Source organism: Maritimibacter sp. UBA3975, assembly GCF_002384975.1.
Taxonomy (GTDB): domain Bacteria; phylum Pseudomonadota; class Alphaproteobacteria; order Rhodobacterales; family Rhodobacteraceae; genus Maritimibacter.
Genome location: NZ_DGCP01000011.1, coordinates 480,002 through 497,025 on the forward strand (window position 1 = coordinate 480,002; position 17,024 = coordinate 497,025).

Genomic DNA, 17,024 nt, shown 5'->3' on the forward strand with positions numbered 1-17,024 from the left:
TCCGATCTGAAATCGTCGGTGAATTCGATGAGGCGGATGGCGCGGGCGTCACGGCGCTCGTCCGCCATTATGTCTTCATCACATTCGGCGCCGAAGCCATTGTCGTTCTGTCGCGATATCGCCCGGATATCGAACGGCCGGACATTCTGGCCATGTTGGCCGAAATCATGGATGACGGTCAGGCAAGTTCGGCGCTCTCCGTCATCCCACAGATGGCCTGCGACGGGCCCGTGGCGCTCTGGGCCGCAGCCGCGCAACCGCAACTCTACCGGTACCAGACCATCAATGGCGAAGCGATCCGACGCACGTTTCTCGCCCTTCCACCGCACCTTCGGCGTCACATCGGACCGGGTCTTGCCGCCAAGTTCCTCGCCATAGGCGATACGGTAACGGCCGACACGCTCCAATCCGCCACCGCGCGGGTCTTCGAAACGCCGAGCGCGGACCTCGGCCTCTTGGAAGCGCGACGGGAGCTTTCGGACGGCCGGCCGGATGCCGCCCAGCGCAAACTCGACGACCTGCTAGCATCAGCCGACGACCTTTTGCCGGCGGCCCTCATCGAACGCGTCGAGGCGGCCCTAGCACACGGCGACCCGGTTCCGGACGATCTGATCGCGCTGGTCGAAAGCGTCGGATTCGAGCACAGGGGAACCGAAACTGGCGCGGCGCTCGCGCGGGCCGAAATTCGTGCCCTCGCCTCGGCAGCCCGATATCGCGAGGCTTTCGAAAGACTTGACGGTGCCCGCGCCGATGGCACCGCCGACGGCAAGGTGGCCATCGATCTCAGCCGCGAGGTTTTCGCTTTGCTGGTCATGGACCCGTCCGACGAGGAATTCCTGACACGCAGCGTTTCGCGGATCGGCGAAGCGACAACGTTGCCACCGGAGTTGCGGCGTGACGTCTCTCTCCGCTTCCTCGACCTCGGGTTCCCCGCCCAGGCACGGGCAGTCCTTGGCGGGAGCACGGCGGTTCCGCAACCTGAAGACCGCCTGATCTATGCCCGCATTGCGCTGGCCCAGTCCAAACCGCGAGTCGCTGTCGGTTACCTTGCGGGCCTCGACAACAAGCCCGCCCTGGAACTGCGTGCTGCCGCAATGTCGATGGCCCAAGACCACGCTGGCGCCAGTCAGACCTACGCCGAACTCGGCGAGGAGGGGGAGGCCTTGCGCGAGGCTTGGCGTGCCGGCGATTGGGAACAGCTTGCGCTGGCTGAGGGCACGCCGTTCGGCGCCGCGGGTGCGCTCATGCAGGACATTGATACGCCCCTTGCCGACCGGACCGACCCGCCCTTGGCGCGAAACGAAGCCTTGATCGCGGCGAGCCGGACTGCACGCGCGACGATCGATGCGCTTTTGGTCGGAATAGACGGGAACCCGGATGGGGCAACCGACGACGTTCAGCCAGAATAACCGAATCGCCCAGCCATTACGTTTTGTAAACGCACAGCGCTTATACCGACGCCGACCGGCAAGAACTGCCGCGGAGGACGATATGAGACGAGCCCCCCGGGCCTCTGGCACACGAAACGGCGCGTGGTTCTTGGCGCGCCTCGCCGTCGCTTCCGTCATTGCACTGTGTTTTGCAGCGCTCCCAACCCGTGCCGGTGGCGATGCGTCTGCAATCTGCAATCAGGCGGCCGCCCTCGTCGCGCGGGAAAGTGGCGTACCGGTCGCCGTCCTGAGGGCGATAACCCTGACCGAGACAGGGCGCAGCCGGAATGGCACCACGCAGCCTTGGCCCTGGACAGTAAACATGGAAGGCAAAGGGGTCTGGTTCGAAACGGCTGACGATGCACGCGCGTATGCCTACGAACATTACAAACGCGGCGCGCGCAGCTTCGATGTCGGCTGCTTCCAGCTCAATTACAAATGGCACCATCAGGCCTTCTCCTCGCTCGAAGAGATGTTCGATCCTGTTGCGGGTGGACGTTACGCGGCCGATTTCCTCACGCGTCTGTATGACGAGAAGGGCGACTGGACCGAAGCTGCAGGCGCGTACCATTCACGCACCAAAGAACACGCGGACCGCTACAAGGCCATCTTCGCCGAGCATTTCGCGAACGTGGTCGACAGCCCATTGCCCGAACCGGTTTCCCCGATCCGGGCAGCATCGTCGCCGGTTCCGCCTCCGGCGCAGTCCGCCACCCGCGTGAACACGTTCCCACTGCTAAAGGCCGGGGCGGGCGCCCGTTCGACCGGGTCGCTCGTGCCGCTCGGGCCCTCCTCGACAACAAGGTTGATCGACTTCAATGGCGCTGGTTGACGCGAACGGACCTTCGGGTCGAACGGTCCTCTTCCGGGTCTTCCACCCGACGATCCTGCTGGCGATGGCCCTTATGGCGGTCATCGTCATGATGATCCTTCCGATGCCGGCCTGGGTGCTCGACATCGGCCTCGCCGCGTCCTTCTCACTCGCGATCCTGATGTTCACCGTCACGTTGTTCATCGAACGGCCGCTCGATTTCTCGGCCTTTCCGACCGTCCTGCTGGCGTCGCTGATGCTGCGCCTTTCGCTCAACGTGTCGTCCACGAAGCTCATCATAGGCAACGGCCACACCGGCACCGGCGCCGCCGGAAATGTCATCGAGGGCTTCGCAAGCTTCGTGATGTCCGGCAGCATCTTTCTCGGCCTCGTGGTGTTCGGCGTTCTGCTCATCGTCAACTTCATGGTTATCACCAAGGGCGCCGCGCGCATGGCCGAAGTCGGCGCCCGGTTCGCGCTTGACGGGATGCCCGGCAAGCAACTCGCGATCGACGCCGACGTCTCCTCCGGTGCCATCGGCCATGAGGAGGCCAAGGCGCGGCGTGAGCTCGAGCAACAGGAAACGACCTTCTTCGGGTCGCTCGACGGGGCGTCCAAGTTCGTGAAGGGCGACGCCATCGCGGGCCTGCTCATCACGCTGCTCAACCTCGTGATGGGCCTGGTCATCGGCGTTGCGCTGCATGACATGGAGCTGGGGCGCGCCTTCGAGACCTACGCGATCCTGACGGTCGGCGACGGTCTTGTAAGCCAGATTCCGGCGGTCATCATCTCGATCGCGTCGGCCCTGCTTCTCGCCCGCGGTGGCGCATCCGGTTCCACCGACCTCGCCTTCTTCGCCCAGCTCGGCCGTTACCCCGCCGCGCTTGGTACGGTCGCGGTGCTGCTTGGCCTCTTCGCACTCGTCCCGGGCCTGCCTTTCGTTCCATTCCTCACTGGTTCGGTCGCCCTTGGCTTCGCCGCCTGGCGCGGCACGATCCGCCTGCGCGCGGAAAAGCAGGCGGCTGACGATGCCGAGGAGGCCGCGCAACCTGCCCCGCGCAAGGATTCCCTCGGCGACGTGCTGGACCTCGACGACATCCATGTCGAATTCGCTTCGGACCTCGTCACGATGGTGCTCGACCCCTCCACGGGCCTCGACGCGCGCATCGCGAACATGCGCAACCATGTCGCCGCGACCTATGGCCTGATCCTGCCCGAGATCCGGCTGACCGACGATCCAAGCCTGCCGACGGGCAATTACGTCATCCAGATCCAGGGCGTCGAGCAGGCGCGGGACGTGCTTTTCCCCGGTCGCGCACTCGCCATTATCTCGGGCCAGGAGATCGACATGCCGCCCGGCGAGACGGTGAACGAACCGGTTTATGGTGCCCCCGCGCGCTGGATCGCGACCGATGCTCAGGAGGACGCGGCGATGCAGGGCGCCACGGTCGTCGCGCCGACAGAAGTGCTCGCCACCCACCTGCTGGAAGTCATGAAACGCAACTTCGCGCGTCTGCTGACACTCAAGGGCCTGCGCCTGCTCCTCGCTGAATTCACCAACCTCTCCGACCCGGTGCGGGCCGAGGCGAACCAGCGGCTTCTCGATGAACTGATCCCTGACAAGGTGCCGGTCGACCTTCTCCTCTCGGTTCTGCGGCTTCTGCTGGAAGAACGCGTGTCGATCCGCAATCTGCCCCTGATCCTCGAGGCGACCGCCGAAGGCCGCACCGCCCTCCCGACGCCCGAAGCGATCTGCGAGCATGTGCGCCAACGGCTCGGGTTTCAGCTGGTCGCGGACGTCAAGCGCGAAGACGGGACCCTGCCGCTCGTCCAACTGGCGCCGGAATGGGAAGAGTCGTTCCTGACCTACCAGATGGACGGCGACCGCGGCAGCGACTTGGCCCTGCCGCCCGACCTGTTCAACAAACTCGCCTCCGGGCTGGCCGAACGCATCGCGCAGGCGGGCGAGCGCGGCATTTACCCGGCGGTCGTCACGTCGGCCCGGCGGCGGCGGTTCCTGCGCACAGTCCTGACCGCAAAGGGTCTGGCCACACCCGTATTTTCCTTCGACGAGATCGGAACCGACGCGCGCCCGTCGCTCGTCGGCATGGTGCAGATGTGATCGGAGAGGTCGCGTCCCTGTTCGAAATCGGAGAGGCCGTGCTTCTCGCCACCTTCGCCACCTTCCTGCGCGTGGGCGCGGCAGCCGCCCTGTTGCCGGCATTCGGGGAACGGCTGGTGCCCGCCCGGATCCGGCTCGGCGTCGCCGTGTCCTTTACCGCCATCGTCGGCCCGGCGGTCAACGCACAGTATGCGCCCCTTGTCGCGCAGGGCGGTATGCCGCTCTGGCTCGGGGCCGAGGTGCTCGCGGGTCTCGCCATCGGGATCAGCATCCGGCTCTTCGTGATGGCGCTTGAGATCGCAGGCACCATCGCCGCACAATCCACGTCCCTGTCGCAGATCTTCGGCAATGCCGCGGTCGAACCTCTCCCCGCAATGGGCCACATCCTTGTTCTGGGCGGGCTCGCCCTCGCGGTCATGTTCGACCTGCATGTGCGCATCGCCGAGGTCCTGATCGGCTCCTACGACGTGTTTCCGCCCGGACGTATTCCCGGGTCGCAGCTCGTCATGGAATGGGGGGTCGGCTGGATCGGCAGCGCCTTCGCGCTCGCCTTCACATTGGCCGCACCCTTCGTCATCGCCTCGCTCATCTATAACGTGGCGCTTGGCGTCATCAACCGCGCCATGCCGCAGCTCATGGTCGCCTTCGTCGGCGCACCCGCGATCACGGCCGGCGGTCTGATCCTGCTGGCACTGACCGCCCCGTTGATGCTTGAGACGTGGCGCGACGCCTTTCTCGCCTTCCTCGACGCCCCCTTCGGAGCGCCGTGATGTCCGACGAAACCGCCGCTGCCGACAAGGAACACGAGCCGACACAGAAGAAGCTCGACGATGCCCGCAAGAAAGGCGAGTTCGCGCGCTCCGCCGACCTGAACACCGCCATCGCCTATTTCGGGCTGCTCGTCGCGGGCTCGGCCATCGGGGCCACGTCACTCGCCGGACTGGGCGAGGCTTTAGCGGGTCTTCTGCGGCACGCCGGCCCATTGGCGTCGGACGCCTTCTCCGGCGGCGGCCGGTCTTTCACAGGCACCCTGCTGGGCGACGTCGCCGCGTCCATCGGCCCGCTATTCGCGATCCCCGCCATCGCGGTCCTTCTCGCCATCATCGCGCAACGTGCCTTCGTCGTGGCACCTGAGAAACTGGCGCCGAAGCTGTCGCGCATCTCGCCGGTGTCGAATGCGAAGAACAAGTTCGGGCGTGCGGGCCTGTTCGAATTCGCCAAGAGCTTTGCCAAGCTCACGATCTATTCCTTCGTCCTCGGCATCTTCCTGTGGCGCCGGCTGCCCGAGATGCTGGGCACGATCGGCCTGACACCCGGCCTCGCGACCGCTGTGCTCCTCGACCTCTGCCTCGATTTCCTGCTCATCGTTCTGGTCATCGCCGGGGTAATCGGCGGGATCGACCTGATCTGGCAGCAGCAGGAACACCTGCGCAAGAACAGGATGTCGCGCAAGGAGGTCATGGACGAATCCAAGCAGAACGAAGGTGATCCGCACCTGAAACAGGCCCGCCGCCAGCGCGGCTACGACATTGCGATGAACCGGATGCTCTCGGATGTTCCTGAGGCCGACGTGGTCGTCGTGAACCCGACGCATTACGCCGTGGCTCTGAAATGGTCGCGGCTTCCCGGCGCCGCGCCGGTCTGCGTTGCGAAAGGTGTGGACGAAGTCGCGGCCCGAATCCGCGAAACCGCGCAGGAGGCCGGCGTGCCGATCCACCGAGACCCGCCGACCGCCCGCGCGATTCATGCCACCGTCGAGATCGGCGAGGAGATTCGGCCTGACCAGTATCAGGCCGCTGCGGTCGCCATCCGCTTTGCCGAGGAAATCCGACGCAAGGCACGGGCGCGCGGATGAACCGGCAGGCACTTCACGGGATGGCGGACATCACGCGCATGATCCTCGACAAGGAGCTGTCGCAGCTGCGCGCCCTGTCGGACGGGGCGAGCGCCTTGGCCGACAGGATCGCAACCCTCGACGCCGAGAAGGCCCGACTGCTGGCATCAGCGCAAGATGGCAACGCGGCCGAACAGATCGGTGCTTGGCTCACATGGGCCCGGCGCGAGCGCGCGGCCCTGTCACGCGCCCTAGCCGACCTTCGTTCCAAACAGGAGCGGCAGCGCAAAAGCGCGCAACGCGCCTTCGGGCGGGCTGACGTTCTGGAGCAGCTCGGCGCGACGCTGAAGGCCGACGAGCGCCAACAGGCACAACGCCGGGCAAACGAAGGGCGCTGAGCCCGCGTCAGGTATCCTGCCGCGCAATATCTGTGATAAGGACATCGACCACCATCGGTCCGAGCAGCCCACGCGCCACCTCGGTCAACGCGGTGCGCAAGGTCTGCATGTTCGGCCCCGCCGTGAAAGCCCCGTCGAAGCCGCCTGCATTCGCGTGGTCGAACAGGACTTGCAGGAACGCATCGCGCAGCTTGGGCTCGCGTTGATAGACGCCCTCGCGGCTGCCCTGCTCGACTTCCACGGAAATCGCCATCACGACGAGAGCGGCCACGCTTCCGCCTTTCATGACCGGAATGACGAACTGGTTGTTGATCTTGACGAACTCGGTCGTCGAGGGCTCGTCGTCCTCTTCCGGCTCCGCCACGGCACTGCGGACCGGTGCCGGGCTGCCGTCACCGCAGGGGTCGATGGACACGACCGGCTCCGGTTCGGGCCGCAGCATGAGGCCCGCGCCAACGCCGCCGCCAAGGCCGATCAGCGCCAGCAGGAGAGGAAGGATCTTGCCCATCAGCGCCCCGTCAGAACGGCATCACGATATCGGTCACCTGCTGACCGATACGCGGTTGCTGGACGTCTGTGATCTGGCCGCGCCCACCATAGGAAATCCGGGCCGAGGCGATCTTGTCATACGCAATCTCGTTCTGGCGCGAAATGTCCTCGGGCCGGACGTAGCCGGTCACCAGAAGTTCGCGCAGTTCGAAATTCACGCGCACCTCCTGCTGCCCCTGGATCTGTAGCACGCCGTTGGGAAGCTGGCCGATCACGGTGGCCGCCACGCGCAGCGTGAGTTTTTCGTTCCGCCGCGTCGATCCGTCGCCTGCCGAAGCCGAGGACGAATTCGTCGAGACGTTCGGATTGATCCCGGTCTGCTGAAACGGCTGCCCCTCGAGCACGCCGAGGTAGCTTTCGACCGACATGCTCTCGGACCCCGACCGGCCACGTTCCGAGGAGTTGGAAAACTCCGCCTCGTCGTCGATCTCGATCACGACCGTCAGAATGTCGCCCGTCTTCTGTGCCCGACGGTCGCCCAGCAAGGAATGCTGGTTGCCGGACCAGAGCGAGGCATTGTCCGCGTCGCGACGCGCCGGCAGATCGGTCGGCAGCGCGGCCACTGTCATCGCGTGGGTTTCGGCCGAGGCCGTGATCGGGCTCATGTCAGGCGTCTGCCCGATCTTTTCGACCCGGTCACAGGCCATGAGTGCCGCCAGCGCGGCAGGGGGAAGTGCAGCGAGAAGTCGCATCTGGTTCGTCCTTGTCAGTTCGTCATTCGTGTCGCGGAAAAAGCCCGGCCGGGCGGTGAGACCGTGACCGTCCCGTCCTCCAGAACCCGCCCGCTGATCACGGCGTGCGAGGCCAGGTTCATCACCCGCAACATGTCGCCGACCCCGGCGCGGCCCAGCGCCCGGCCCTCGGCCATGATGCGCATGGTCCCGCTGTTGTAGATCACCGGGACAACCTGATTGCGGTCGATGATCGCGGGCGGCCCGAGGTCTTCGATCCGCACGGGGCGCCCGGCGTACAGAACGCCGCGCGACTCCAGCCCCAGCACCTCGTCCAGCGTCCGGTAGGTGCCGACGACATCGCCCTTGGCAAGCGTCACGTCCGCCGGGCCGATGATCGATTGCGCCCGAAGCGTGCGCGCGGCGATCACGGTGTCGGCCGAAACGGGGGCGGCGGTCATGGCCGCGAGGATCAGGACAACGAAGCGCATCAACGCACCTGCGTCGTCGCGCTGAGCATCTGGTCGGCCGCCGTGATCACCTTGGAATTGAGCTCATAGCCGCGCTGCGCCTCGATCAGTTCCGTGATTTCGCGCACAGCATCCACCGAGCTCTGCTCGAGGTATCCCTGCCGCACCGTGCCCAGCCCTTCATCCCCCGGTTCGCCCACGAGGGGCGGCCCCGATGCCTCGGTCTCAAGGAAATTGTTCGACCCGATCGCCTCGAGCCCCTTGTCGTTGGTGAACTGCGCCAGCGTGAACTGGCCCAGCAGTTGCGCTTCGACCTGGTCGTCGAAATAGGCGTAGACCTCGCCATTGGCATTGATCGAGACCGAGCGCGCCTCGGTCGGGATCGTGATTTCCGGCACGACCGGAAAGCCGTCCGACGTCACGATCAGCCCGTCCCCGGTCAGTTTGAGACCGCCGTCGCGCGTATAGGCCGCGGCCCCCGACGGCAGCGTCACCTCGAAGTAGCCTTTCCCCTCGATCGCCATGTCGAGCTCGCCGTTGGTCTGCACCAACGCGCCCTGCTGCATCATCATGGTGACGGCAGCGGGCCGCACCCCAAGGCCCAGTTGAACCCCTGTCGGCAACACCGTGCCGTCGGTCGCGTTCACCGTGCCGGGCCGCGTCATCTGCTGGTAATGCAAGTCCGCGAACTCGGCGCGCCGCGCGTTGTAGCCCGTCGTGGACATGTTCGCGAGGTTGTTCGAGATCGTCTCGACCCGCATCTGCTGGGCCAGCATCCCGGTGGCAGCAATCTTGAGCGCGCGCATGGTCTACTCCTTTCAACCGCCGAGCGTGCGAAGCACACCGCGGATACGTTCGTCTTCGCGTTCAAGGAACGCCTGCCCCTGTTCATAGGCGCGCTGGATTTCGATCATCCGGGCGATTTCGCCGACCGCATCGACGTTGGAATTCTCCAGGAACCCCTGAAGGATCACGGCCCCCTCGATCACGGGAACGGTTCCGCCGGGCACCTCGAACCGCACCCCGTCGCGGTGCCGGATGTCGTTCGGATCGGCCGGAAGGAACAGGCCGAGACCTCCGACCGGATCACCATCGGCCGACACCGTCCCGTCCGCCGCCACGGCGATCTGCGCGTCGGGCGGAACGAAGATCGGCGCGGCGCCACCATCGAGGAGGCGAAAACCATCCGGTGTCACGAGTTCACCCGCCTGGTTCGGCGTGAAACTCCCCGCCCGCGTCAGCATCGGCCCCATCGGGCCCTCGATCATGAAGAACCCGTCGCCCTCTATGGCGAAGTCGAAGCTGCCCCCGGTCTGGGTGAGCGGCCCTTGTTCCATCCGCGTGTCGCGCACGTTGGCCGTCGCCATTGACAGCGAGGGATCGTCTGCGCCCAGCGCGGCCACGAACTCGGAAAAGATCACGCCTTCGCGGCGGTATCCGGTCGTGGACGCGTTGGCGATATTGTTCGCGACGGCCTGCATTTCGGCCAGAAGCCCGGACTGCCGCGTGAGCGTTGTGTAGCCTGCATTGTCCATTTCAGCCTCCCGCGATCAGGGGAATGATCGTGGACTGGAAAAAGCTCACGAGCGTCGAGGACATGAAGCTCATCGACACCCAGAACACCGCGAGAATGGCCGCGAGCTTGGGTACGAAAGTCAGCGTCATTTCCTGGATCGAGGTCAGTGCCTGAAACAGGCCGACCGCGACGCCCGAAACCAGCGCCACGGCAAGAATCGGGGCCGAGACGATCACCGCGTTCCAAAGCCCGGCGCGCATGGCATCGAAAAAGATGGCCTCACCCGTCATATCGGCATCCTCAGGATTTCCTGATAGGCTTCGACCACCTTGTTGCGCACGGTGACAGCGGTCTCGACGGCGAGCTCGGTCTGGGCGAGCGCCTGGACGAGCGCATGGGGGTCGGCCTTGCCCGTCATCGCGTCGAGCGCTGTCTGCTCCCCGTTGCGAACGGTCTGTTCGAGGGATTCTGCCACCTTGGAGAAGGACGACGCGTCGCCCGCCTCCGCCCCGCCCGGTCCGGGCTTCGGCTGGGTCGCCGGGCGGGTAGAGACGTATCCCTGCGTCGCAAGTGCTGATTTCAAATCCATTCTGGACCCTCCTAACGCCGGAGCAGATCGAGCAGGCCCTTGGACATCTGCCGGGCCTGATCGAACATCTTGAGGTTCGCCTCGTAGCTGCGCTGCGCTTCGCGCGCGTCAGCGATCTCGACCACCAGATCGACATTGGAGCCGTCGTAGTAGCCTGCGGGGTCCGCCATCGGATGCGACGGATCGTAGATTTTCGGCAGATCCCGCTGGTCGAGCCGCACGGGGCCGGTTTCGACCAGCCCGGTGTGGTGCCCGCCTTCGACATGTTCCTCGAAGGCGACGACTTTGCGCCGGTACCCCGGCGTATCGGTATTGGCGATGTTTTCCGACACGAAGCGCAGGCGGCCGGCCTGTGCCTGCATGCCGGATGACGCGGCCTTGATGGATTGCATGAGGTCCGACATCGCCTATCGCCCTCCGTTGACCGACGTGCGCATGATGTTCAGCGCGGATTTATAGATGGCCAGGGCGCGGTCATGTTTGCCCTTCACACCGGCGGCCTCCATCATCTCCTGCTCGAGAGATACGGTATTTCCGTTGGGCGATGTGGCGCCGGATCGCGTGGTAGTGAGGCGTGTGAGGTCGACCGGGTCCGCAACGCCCGCGTCACCGAAATGCCCCGGCCGCGTCGCGCGCATCGTGCCGCCGGTCCCGGCCTGATAGCTTTGTTCGAACGGCGCAAGGTCGCGGGCGCGATACCCCGGGGTATCGGCGTTCGCGATATTTTCGGCAATAGCGGCCTGCCGGGCGGCAGAATGCACCGCGAGGCCCTGCGCCATGCGAAAGATTTCCAGTTTATCGAACATCGGGGCTTCTCCCTCGATCTGCTTAAACCCCGGCTTAACGGTGATTCCTTTAGAAACGGTTTTCAAAGACGCAGAAACAGGGCCGCAGAATGCCGTACATTGGGTTCGAACACCTGGATGCCGAGGTTCGCGCGATACATCCGGCCCATGATATCGGCCGGGTGGACCGGATCGGGCGCGGAACGATCGAAGTGTCGGGCCTTTCCCATGTGGCCGCGCAGGGCGACATGGTCGAAATCGACACGCCGGGGCAGGATGTGCGCCGGGGCGAGGTTCTGGGGCTCGGGCGCGACAGGGTCACGGTCCTGCCGGACGGCGACATCGACGGGTTGCAGATCGGCGCCGCTGTCACCCTTGTCGGTCAGGGCCGCATAGCACCGGACGACAGCTGGATCGGACGCGTCGTCGATCCGTTCGGGCGCGCCCTCGACAACCATCCGATCTTTCGCGGCCCCACGCCCCGCGCCCTGCGGGGCAGCCCACCCAACCCGACCGCCCGGCGCGCCCTCGGGGACCGCCTCGAGACCGGGATGCGCGTCTTCAACACCCTGCTGCCCATCGTGCGCGGCCAGCGGATCGGCCTCTTCGCTGGATCTGGGGTGGGCAAGTCAACGCTTCTGGCCAAGCTCGCGCGCGGAATTCACGCCGACATCGTGGTCATCGCGCTCATCGGCGAGCGTGGACGGGAGGTGCGGGAATTCGTCGAGCGCGTCCTCGGGCAGGAGGGCATGCGCCGGGCGGTCGTCGTGGCGGCGACCTCGGACATGTCACCGTTGGCGCGGCGGCGTTGTGCCCTGACGGCCATGTCGGTGGCGGAGCATTTTCGCGACAACGGGCGCCATGTCCTCTTCCTCGCCGACAGCGTGACCCGGTTCGCCGAGGCACACCGTGAAATCGCGCTTGCGGCCGGCGAGGCGTCGTCGCTGCGTGGCTACCCTCCGTCGACCGCGCACCAGATCACGGCGCTATGTGAGCGTGCCGGTCCCGGCGCTGGTGCGGCCGGAGACATCACCGCGGTCTTTTCGGTTCTCGTCGCCGGGTCCGATATGGAAGAGCCGGTCGCGGACATCCTGCGCGGGGTTCTGGACGGCCACGTCGTGCTCGATCGTCAAATCGCCGAGCGCGGCCGGTTCCCGGCGATCGACCTTCTGCGCTCTGTCTCCCGCGCCCTTCCCGGCTGTGCGAGCGAAGCTGAGAACACGCTGATCTCTGCCGCGCGGCAAAGATTGGGCACCTACGACCGCTCCGCGATGATGATCCAAGCCGGGCTGTATGCCCACGGGAGCGATCCGAACCTCGACACAGCCATCGACAGCTTCCCGCAGCTCGACGCTTTTCTCTCTCAGGACGAACCCGAAGACGTTGCCGCCAGCTTCCGCGCACTCGCGGGATGCCTCATGCCTGAGCCCGCACAGGAAGGGACGACGTCTGAGTGATTGCCTCCGAAGTTCGGGTCAGCGGATGCTTTGCAGGAGCGTCAGCGCGATCGTGCCGGAACTCATGCCGCTTTGCCCCTCAGCGATCTGGGACCGGACAAGGAACAAACGGTTGAGTTCTTCCAATCGGTCCGGTTCGGCGAACTGACTGATTTCGCCGTCGCCAAAGACCGCGCGCGCCTTATCCCGAAACTCTTCGACCTGCCGGTCGATGTCCAAGGCTGCGAATGAGGACGGCAGGCCCAATGCCGTCTCGAATACCCGGCGCAGCGGTTCGTTCCCCATCACGCTGAACCATCGCCCGTTCCCGGACGTGTCGCTCGCAACGATCTCGCTCAGGTCCCTCTCCAGGCTGAGTGCGAGTCGCATACTCGCGTTCTGCTCCCCAACCGCAATCTCGAACTGGCGCGTCATGTAGCGCCCGGTCATGCTGTCGGCGAAATCGGACAACTGAGTATTCGGCGGCTCAAGGTCGAACCCGAACGCCTCAGTCAGCGCGAGGTAGCGCTTGTCGACCATGCGATTGGCGAAACTGTCCGGATTGAGCGACCCCTCCTCCAGAACTTTCCGGATGTAGGCCTTGTTCGGCAAATCGTCGTCGAGTCCGAAGGCACCCAGGGCGACCTTCATCAGCCGGTAATCCCCGACCAGGTCCTCGGCCGTCTGGACCTTGCCGATGTTCTCGGCGAAGTACTCAACGTCCCGCTGGATCGCGGGCGACCGGTCGAAGGCGGCCTGCTGGGCCTCGCGCGTGCGCTCCAGAAAGGCCCAACCGGCCGTACCGCCGAAGGGGATGACCGGCTGAAAGCTCACTCCGCGCGCCCCGCCGCCATCAGGCGTTCTTCGCGGGGCAGAAGCGTGCGCAACGACTTGAGCGCCTGATAAAACTGCCCCTCACCAATCGCCTCGGTCGCGTGGGACATCTGCGTGCGGCTGTCATGGTCGGTCAGAACCTGGCTCAGCTGCTCGATCCCGCGCAGGAGTTGCAGCCGCGCCTCATCGGGATCGGCATCGCCGGACAGTACGAGCTGCGCGATGTAGCAGACCCGGCGCACCGGCGTGTTGACCTCTTCAGGATGGATGGCATCACGCAGACGCAGGATATTCGCGCCGGGCGTGATGATGGACAGGCGGGACCGGCGGTCGCCGTTCTCGATCACCGCGCCGTTGACGAGGACCCTCTCCTTGGGTCCGAGTTTGAGGACCAGCCCGCTCATGCCGCCTGCTCCTTGGTCCGCAGGCCGCGCATCACGGCCATGTTCACCTCAAGAAGAACCGCAACATCCTCCTCCTGCCTCAGCACCTTGCGCGAATGCTGCGCTGTGAATTCCGAGAGATAGAAAATGCGGGCCCGAAGGTCTTCGGGCAGCCCGTTCTCACGCTCCGCCACATCGGCGGCGAGCATCGTCCAGAGCTGTCTGTTGAGATGGAGGGCTTCTGCAAGCCGGGCAAAGCCGGGCCGGCCCAGTTCGGACGCGGCCTTCAACCGCCGGGTCACGCGCGCGAATGCTTCGTATTCGGTGCCGCGCGGGGTGCGGATCGGGGCCTGATTCGTGGCGTAGGCCGTTTTGGCCATGTTCATTGCGTTCACGGGAATTTCCTTCCGGTCGCGGGTGGATCACGATGGAGAAACGGGGGGCCTTTTTGGCCCCCCGTCAGTGCCGTCCTTAGCGGAACAGCGACAGGATGTTCTGCGGCGCCTGGTTGGCGATGGACAGCGCCTGCGTGCCCAGCTGCTGCTGCACCTGGAGCGCCTGAAGACGGGCCGAGGCCGCCTCCATGTCCGCATCCACCAGCGACCCGATCCCGGTCTTGAGCGAGTCGGTCAGCTTGCCGATGAATTCGCTCTGGATCTCGATCCGACCCGCAGCCGAGCCAAAGGCCGCCGCTGCGTCGATCGAGTTGTTGATCAGCGTTTCGATGTTGCCGAGCGCGGCCGATGCCCCCGAGTCCGACGTGACGTCGATATTGTCGAGGCCGAACATCCCGCCCGATGCGGTGCCGCCGTCCTCGCCATTGATCGCCAGCGCCATCGTGGCGCCTGCGGTGGTATCGGTGCCGTCATAGTCGACCTGCACCGTCCACGCCCCGGTCGTGCCGTCCTGCACCACCTGCGTGGTCACGCCTGTCTCGGCGCCACCATCGACGGCGGTCTTGAGCCCGTTGGCCACGTCTTCCATCGTTTCGCCAGCGCCCGCGATGTAGTCGTAGTTGTTGCCGTTGACCGAAATCCGATAGCTGTCGCCTTCGTTCACCTGCGCCGTCGTCGACAGGGCGATGTCCTCGGCACGGTAGACCAGCGTTGCCGATCCCGGGCCGGAAGCCGCTGTCGCATCCTCGCTCGAGTCGCCGTTGTTCGTGATCGCGACCGTGTTCGTGCCGCCGACATCCCAGGTAATCGCCGAGTCATCGAACGAGTTCGTATTGGTCAGGGTCAGGACGCCGGAGCCGTTGGACGCCGCCGAGATGCCGGTCAAGCCAAGCGCGTTGATCGAGTCCGCGAGGTTGTCGACAGTCGTGTTCACGTTCGTGTCGAACGTTTCGGTAAACGATGTACCGCCGATCGAGAAGTCGACATCATCCGTGCCCGCGCCGGCGAAGGTCAGGTCCAGGTCACGCGCGGCCGCACTTGAATCGATGGCCGAGTTCGTCGAGGAAATGACGATGTTCCCGCTGAGGTCCGTCCCGCCATTGCCGTAGACACCGGCGTCGGACGACAGGTCCTGACGCGCGACCGTGATGTTCGACGCATTGACCGAGCCGTCCGAGGCGCGGTCGAGCGACGAAAGGACATTCACGTCCTCGGTCCCCTGCACCATGTTCAGGCCGTTGAACTGTGCGGCGCCGACGACCGACGAAATCTGGTCACGCAGGGCATTGATGTCGGTCTGGATCTTTTCCCGGTCGACGTTCTCTTCCTGTGCCGCGACGATCTTGCCTTTCATCTGGGTCAGAAGGTCGGTGACGGTTTCGGACGCCTGCCGCGCCACGGCCACGGTAGATTCGCCAAGAGACAGCGAGTCCGAAATGGCGCTGAAACCGTTCACATCGGCTTCCATGACCTTGGAGATCGCCCAGACGGCAGAGTTGTCCTTGGCGGAGGCCACGGACTTACCGGTTGAGATTTCCGATTGGGTCGTTTCGAGGTTCGAGTTGATGGATTTCAGCGTCTGAAGCGCGACCATCGCGCTCGAGTTGGTCAGAATGCTGGACATGTACTAGTTCCTTCAGTCATTCGGCGCCGTTTTGCGCCGGGTTAGAGGTCCGCCCGCTCAGGGCGGGTTCCAGAGTCATTCTGACCTCTGCGGACGTCGGTTTCCCGGTCCGCGCCACCCCCTCAGGATGCGCGATGCAACCTGATGCGGGAGTGCTAAAAGAACGGTGAACATGTCTCGGGCGATTGCGTCGGATTTTAGGCGAAAGCGGGGTATTAGCGCGGCGCGTCAGGCCCGCTTGTTGAAGTCCGTCGGCTTGCGCCCCATCGCCGCGCGGTTGCCGTCGCTGCCATAAATCTTGAGCGTTTCGGACCCTTTGGCGAGGGCCGAAATCTGATCCTGAACTGCCTTGAAGCCCCGCGCGGATGCCTCAAGCAACGCATTGTTCCGGTTGGCCTTTTCCCGCAATCGGTCAAGCTCTCCGCGCCGGAAGCGCGCCCGTGCCAGCCGGCTCATCAGACGCTCTTTCTCGTGCGAAAGGCGAGCGACCCCGTCGATGTCTCCGCTCAGGATCAGCGCCTTCTCGCGCTCCAGAAGATCAGCGAGCGCCGCGCCCGTGCCATGACCGTCAAACAGACCCATAGTCACGCTCCTTTATTGCTTCGAACAGGGTTTCGGACAGGCCGATTCCCCCGGCCTTCACCATCTCCCGCGCTTGTTCCAGACGCAGAAACGAGGCGAATTGTTCCTCGCCCGGTCCGCCCCCGAACGCGTCCGGCATCTCGCCGAGTCCCGCCGATTTCAGCATTTCGGCCAGGAATGTCGCCTCAAGTTCCCGTGCCGCGTCGCGCAATTGCTCATCGCTCGTGGGGCGTGCCGGCATCGGCGGGCCGGGCGTGGTCGGGGGAAGAACTGGTGTCATCTGGTCCGTCGAATTTTGCGCATTTTCAGGAAGACTGACGGCAAGCGGTAAAGATTCGGTAATCCGTTTGGGGGAAAGTCACGACATTCGGTGGCAGAACACCCGGAGTGACCATGACCATACCGCAGGCCGCTTTCTTCGCGCCGGTTTCCGCGAAACCAACACCCTCACCACGCGCCTCCGGCCCGCCCGGCGGTTCCGGGTTCGAGCGCGCGTTTGCCGCGTCCGGGACCGAAGGCTCGCCCCCGAAGGACAACGGCGCGCTCTCGGAAGAACAGCGCAAGGGTCCTGATCGGTCCGGCACCAAGAGCGACG

The 17,024-nt window shown here is 65.1% G+C and carries 22 protein-coding genes; 7 read left to right on the forward strand and 15 right to left on the reverse strand.

The window, feature by feature from the left end; genetic code table 11:
- The 6 genes from B2585_RS13220 to B2585_RS13245 form a co-directional block, all read left to right on the forward strand.
- A partial coding sequence (locus B2585_RS13220) for a hypothetical protein (protein WP_292023829.1) occupies positions 1-1,409 on the forward strand: 1,409 nt, incomplete at its 5' end.
- A gap of 130 nt (positions 1,410-1,539) precedes the next feature.
- Positions 1,540-2,262, forward strand: a complete 723-nt coding sequence (locus B2585_RS13225) for a lytic transglycosylase domain-containing protein (protein ID WP_292023831.1) — start codon at positions 1,540-1,542, stop codon at positions 2,260-2,262.
- Positions 2,249-4,363, forward strand: a complete 2,115-nt coding sequence (gene flhA / locus B2585_RS13230) for a flagellar biosynthesis protein FlhA (RefSeq protein WP_292023834.1) — start codon at positions 2,249-2,251, stop codon at positions 4,361-4,363. The genes B2585_RS13225 and flhA overlap by 14 nt, the downstream gene beginning before the upstream one ends.
- On the forward strand, positions 4,360-5,133 hold the full coding sequence (locus tag B2585_RS13235; protein WP_292023835.1) for a flagellar biosynthetic protein FliR: 774 nt from the start codon (positions 4,360-4,362) through the stop codon (positions 5,131-5,133). Before flhA ends, B2585_RS13235 begins: the two co-directional genes overlap by 4 nt.
- Positions 5,133-6,218, forward strand: coding sequence for an EscU/YscU/HrcU family type III secretion system export apparatus switch protein (locus tag B2585_RS13240; RefSeq protein WP_292023837.1), 1,086 nt, complete (start codon positions 5,133-5,135; stop codon positions 6,216-6,218). The genes B2585_RS13235 and B2585_RS13240 overlap by 1 nt, the downstream gene beginning before the upstream one ends.
- Entirely contained in the window at positions 6,215-6,595 is a 381-nt protein-coding gene (locus B2585_RS13245; protein WP_292023839.1) for a hypothetical protein, read from the forward strand. Before B2585_RS13240 ends, B2585_RS13245 begins: the two co-directional genes overlap by 4 nt.
- A gap of 7 nt (positions 6,596-6,602) precedes the next feature.
- Here B2585_RS13245 and B2585_RS13250 read toward each other — a convergent pair whose 3' ends face one another.
- The 9 genes from B2585_RS13250 to B2585_RS13290 are packed head-to-tail and all read right to left on the reverse strand — an operon-like array spanning position 6,603 to position 11,196.
- Positions 6,603-7,106, reverse strand: coding sequence for a flagellar basal body-associated FliL family protein (locus B2585_RS13250; RefSeq protein ID WP_292024047.1), 504 nt, complete (start codon positions 7,104-7,106; stop codon positions 6,603-6,605).
- A 7-nt stretch (positions 7,107-7,113) separates the two neighbouring features.
- Positions 7,114-7,836 (reverse strand): flagellar basal body L-ring protein FlgH, encoded by a 723-nt coding sequence (gene flgH, locus B2585_RS13255; RefSeq protein ID WP_292023841.1) that lies wholly within the window; start codon positions 7,834-7,836, stop codon positions 7,114-7,116.
- Between the two features lie 14 nt (positions 7,837-7,850).
- The gene (flgA, locus tag B2585_RS13260) at positions 7,851-8,306 is read right to left on the reverse strand and encodes a flagellar basal body P-ring formation chaperone FlgA (RefSeq protein WP_292023843.1); all 456 of its coding nucleotides are present in this window, start codon (positions 8,304-8,306) and stop codon (positions 7,851-7,853) included.
- Positions 8,306-9,091: a flagellar basal-body rod protein FlgG gene (flgG, locus tag B2585_RS13265; RefSeq protein WP_292023845.1), complete on the reverse strand. Its 786-nt coding sequence runs from the start codon at positions 9,089-9,091 to the stop codon at positions 8,306-8,308. Before flgG ends, flgA begins: the two co-directional genes overlap by 1 nt.
- Positions 9,092-9,103: 12 nt before the next feature.
- Positions 9,104-9,820 (reverse strand): flagellar hook-basal body complex protein, encoded by a 717-nt coding sequence (locus tag B2585_RS13270; protein ID WP_292023847.1) that lies wholly within the window; start codon positions 9,818-9,820, stop codon positions 9,104-9,106.
- A 1-nt stretch (position 9,821) separates the two neighbouring features.
- Complete coding sequence (locus B2585_RS13275; RefSeq protein WP_292023849.1) at positions 9,822-10,091, reverse strand: flagellar biosynthetic protein FliQ; 270 nt, start codon at positions 10,089-10,091, stop codon at positions 9,822-9,824.
- Positions 10,088-10,390 (reverse strand): flagellar hook-basal body complex protein FliE, encoded by a 303-nt coding sequence (gene fliE / locus B2585_RS13280; RefSeq protein ID WP_292023851.1) that lies wholly within the window; start codon positions 10,388-10,390, stop codon positions 10,088-10,090. Before fliE ends, B2585_RS13275 begins: the two co-directional genes overlap by 4 nt.
- 11 nt (positions 10,391-10,401) lie before the next feature.
- The gene (gene flgC, locus B2585_RS13285; protein ID WP_292023853.1) at positions 10,402-10,794 is read right to left on the reverse strand and encodes a flagellar basal body rod protein FlgC; all 393 of its coding nucleotides are present in this window, start codon (positions 10,792-10,794) and stop codon (positions 10,402-10,404) included.
- Between the two features lie 3 nt (positions 10,795-10,797).
- Complete coding sequence (locus B2585_RS13290; RefSeq protein WP_292023855.1) at positions 10,798-11,196, reverse strand: FlgB family protein; 399 nt, start codon at positions 11,194-11,196, stop codon at positions 10,798-10,800.
- 89 nt (positions 11,197-11,285) lie between these two features.
- Between B2585_RS13290 and B2585_RS13295 the strand changes: the two genes are divergently transcribed.
- Positions 11,286-12,632: a FliI/YscN family ATPase gene (locus B2585_RS13295; RefSeq protein WP_292023857.1), complete on the forward strand. Its 1,347-nt coding sequence runs from the start codon at positions 11,286-11,288 to the stop codon at positions 12,630-12,632.
- Between the two features lie 18 nt (positions 12,633-12,650).
- On the opposite strand, the gene B2585_RS13300 is transcribed toward B2585_RS13295, so the two are convergent.
- From B2585_RS13300 to B2585_RS13325, 6 genes are all read right to left on the reverse strand, one after another.
- The gene (locus tag B2585_RS13300) at positions 12,651-13,445 is read right to left on the reverse strand and encodes a DUF1217 domain-containing protein (RefSeq protein ID WP_292023859.1); all 795 of its coding nucleotides are present in this window, start codon (positions 13,443-13,445) and stop codon (positions 12,651-12,653) included.
- The gene (gene flbT / locus B2585_RS13305; protein WP_292023861.1) at positions 13,442-13,849 is read right to left on the reverse strand and encodes a flagellar biosynthesis repressor FlbT; all 408 of its coding nucleotides are present in this window, start codon (positions 13,847-13,849) and stop codon (positions 13,442-13,444) included. Before flbT ends, B2585_RS13300 begins: the two co-directional genes overlap by 4 nt.
- Positions 13,846-14,214 carry a flagellar biosynthesis regulator FlaF gene (gene flaF, locus B2585_RS13310; RefSeq protein WP_339717858.1) on the reverse strand — a complete coding sequence of 123 codons (369 nt, stop codon included), beginning with the start codon at positions 14,212-14,214 and terminating at the stop codon, positions 13,846-13,848. The genes flbT and flaF overlap by 4 nt, the downstream gene beginning before the upstream one ends.
- A gap of 85 nt (positions 14,215-14,299) precedes the next feature.
- Entirely contained in the window at positions 14,300-15,847 is a 1,548-nt protein-coding gene (locus B2585_RS13315) for a flagellin (RefSeq protein ID WP_292023864.1), read from the reverse strand.
- Positions 15,848-16,075: 228 nt separating this feature from the next.
- Positions 16,076-16,429 carry a hypothetical protein gene (locus tag B2585_RS13320; RefSeq protein ID WP_292023866.1) on the reverse strand — a complete coding sequence of 118 codons (354 nt, stop codon included), beginning with the start codon at positions 16,427-16,429 and terminating at the stop codon, positions 16,076-16,078.
- Entirely contained in the window at positions 16,416-16,709 is a 294-nt protein-coding gene (locus B2585_RS13325) for a rod-binding protein (RefSeq protein WP_292023869.1), read from the reverse strand. The genes B2585_RS13320 and B2585_RS13325 overlap by 14 nt, the downstream gene beginning before the upstream one ends.
- Positions 16,710-17,024: the final 315 nt, after the last annotated feature.

Bases quoted from the DNA above. Each gene is read 5' to 3' on its own strand.
- B2585_RS13270 (WP_292023847.1), bottom strand. From the start codon at position 9,820: ATGGACAATGCAGGCTACACAACGCTCACGCGGCAGTCCGGGCTTCTG.
- fliE (WP_292023851.1), bottom strand. From the start codon at position 10,390: ATGGATTTGAAATCAGCACTTGCGACGCAGGGATACGTCTCTACCCGC.
- B2585_RS13245 (WP_292023839.1), top strand. From the start codon at position 6,215: ATGAACCGGCAGGCACTTCACGGGATGGCGGACATCACGCGCATGATC.
- flgG (WP_292023845.1), bottom strand. From the start codon at position 9,091: ATGCGCGCGCTCAAGATTGCTGCCACCGGGATGCTGGCCCAGCAGATG.
- B2585_RS13295 (WP_292023857.1), top strand. From the start codon at position 11,286: ATGCCGTACATTGGGTTCGAACACCTGGATGCCGAGGTTCGCGCGATA.
- B2585_RS13315 (WP_292023864.1), bottom strand. From the start codon at position 15,847: ATGTCCAGCATTCTGACCAACTCGAGCGCGATGGTCGCGCTTCAGACG.
- flgA (WP_292023843.1), bottom strand. From the start codon at position 8,306: ATGCGCTTCGTTGTCCTGATCCTCGCGGCCATGACCGCCGCCCCCGTT.
- B2585_RS13275 (WP_292023849.1), bottom strand. From the start codon at position 10,091: ATGACGGGTGAGGCCATCTTTTTCGATGCCATGCGCGCCGGGCTTTGG.
- flhA (WP_292023834.1), top strand. From the start codon at position 2,249: ATGGCGCTGGTTGACGCGAACGGACCTTCGGGTCGAACGGTCCTCTTC.
- B2585_RS13320 (WP_292023866.1), bottom strand. From the start codon at position 16,429: ATGGGTCTGTTTGACGGTCATGGCACGGGCGCGGCGCTCGCTGATCTT.
- flbT (WP_292023861.1), bottom strand. From the start codon at position 13,849: ATGAGCGGGCTGGTCCTCAAACTCGGACCCAAGGAGAGGGTCCTCGTC.
- flaF (WP_339717858.1), bottom strand. From the start codon at position 14,214: ATGAACATGGCCAAAACGGCCTACGCCACGAATCAGGCCCCGATCCGC.
- flgH (WP_292023841.1), bottom strand. From the start codon at position 7,836: ATGCGACTTCTCGCTGCACTTCCCCCTGCCGCGCTGGCGGCACTCATG.
- flgC (WP_292023853.1), bottom strand. From the start codon at position 10,794: ATGTCGGACCTCATGCAATCCATCAAGGCCGCGTCATCCGGCATGCAG.
- B2585_RS13240 (WP_292023837.1), top strand. From the start codon at position 5,133: ATGTCCGACGAAACCGCCGCTGCCGACAAGGAACACGAGCCGACACAG.
- B2585_RS13290 (WP_292023855.1), bottom strand. From the start codon at position 11,196: ATGTTCGATAAACTGGAAATCTTTCGCATGGCGCAGGGCCTCGCGGTG.
- B2585_RS13325 (WP_292023869.1), bottom strand. From the start codon at position 16,709: ATGACACCAGTTCTTCCCCCGACCACGCCCGGCCCGCCGATGCCGGCA.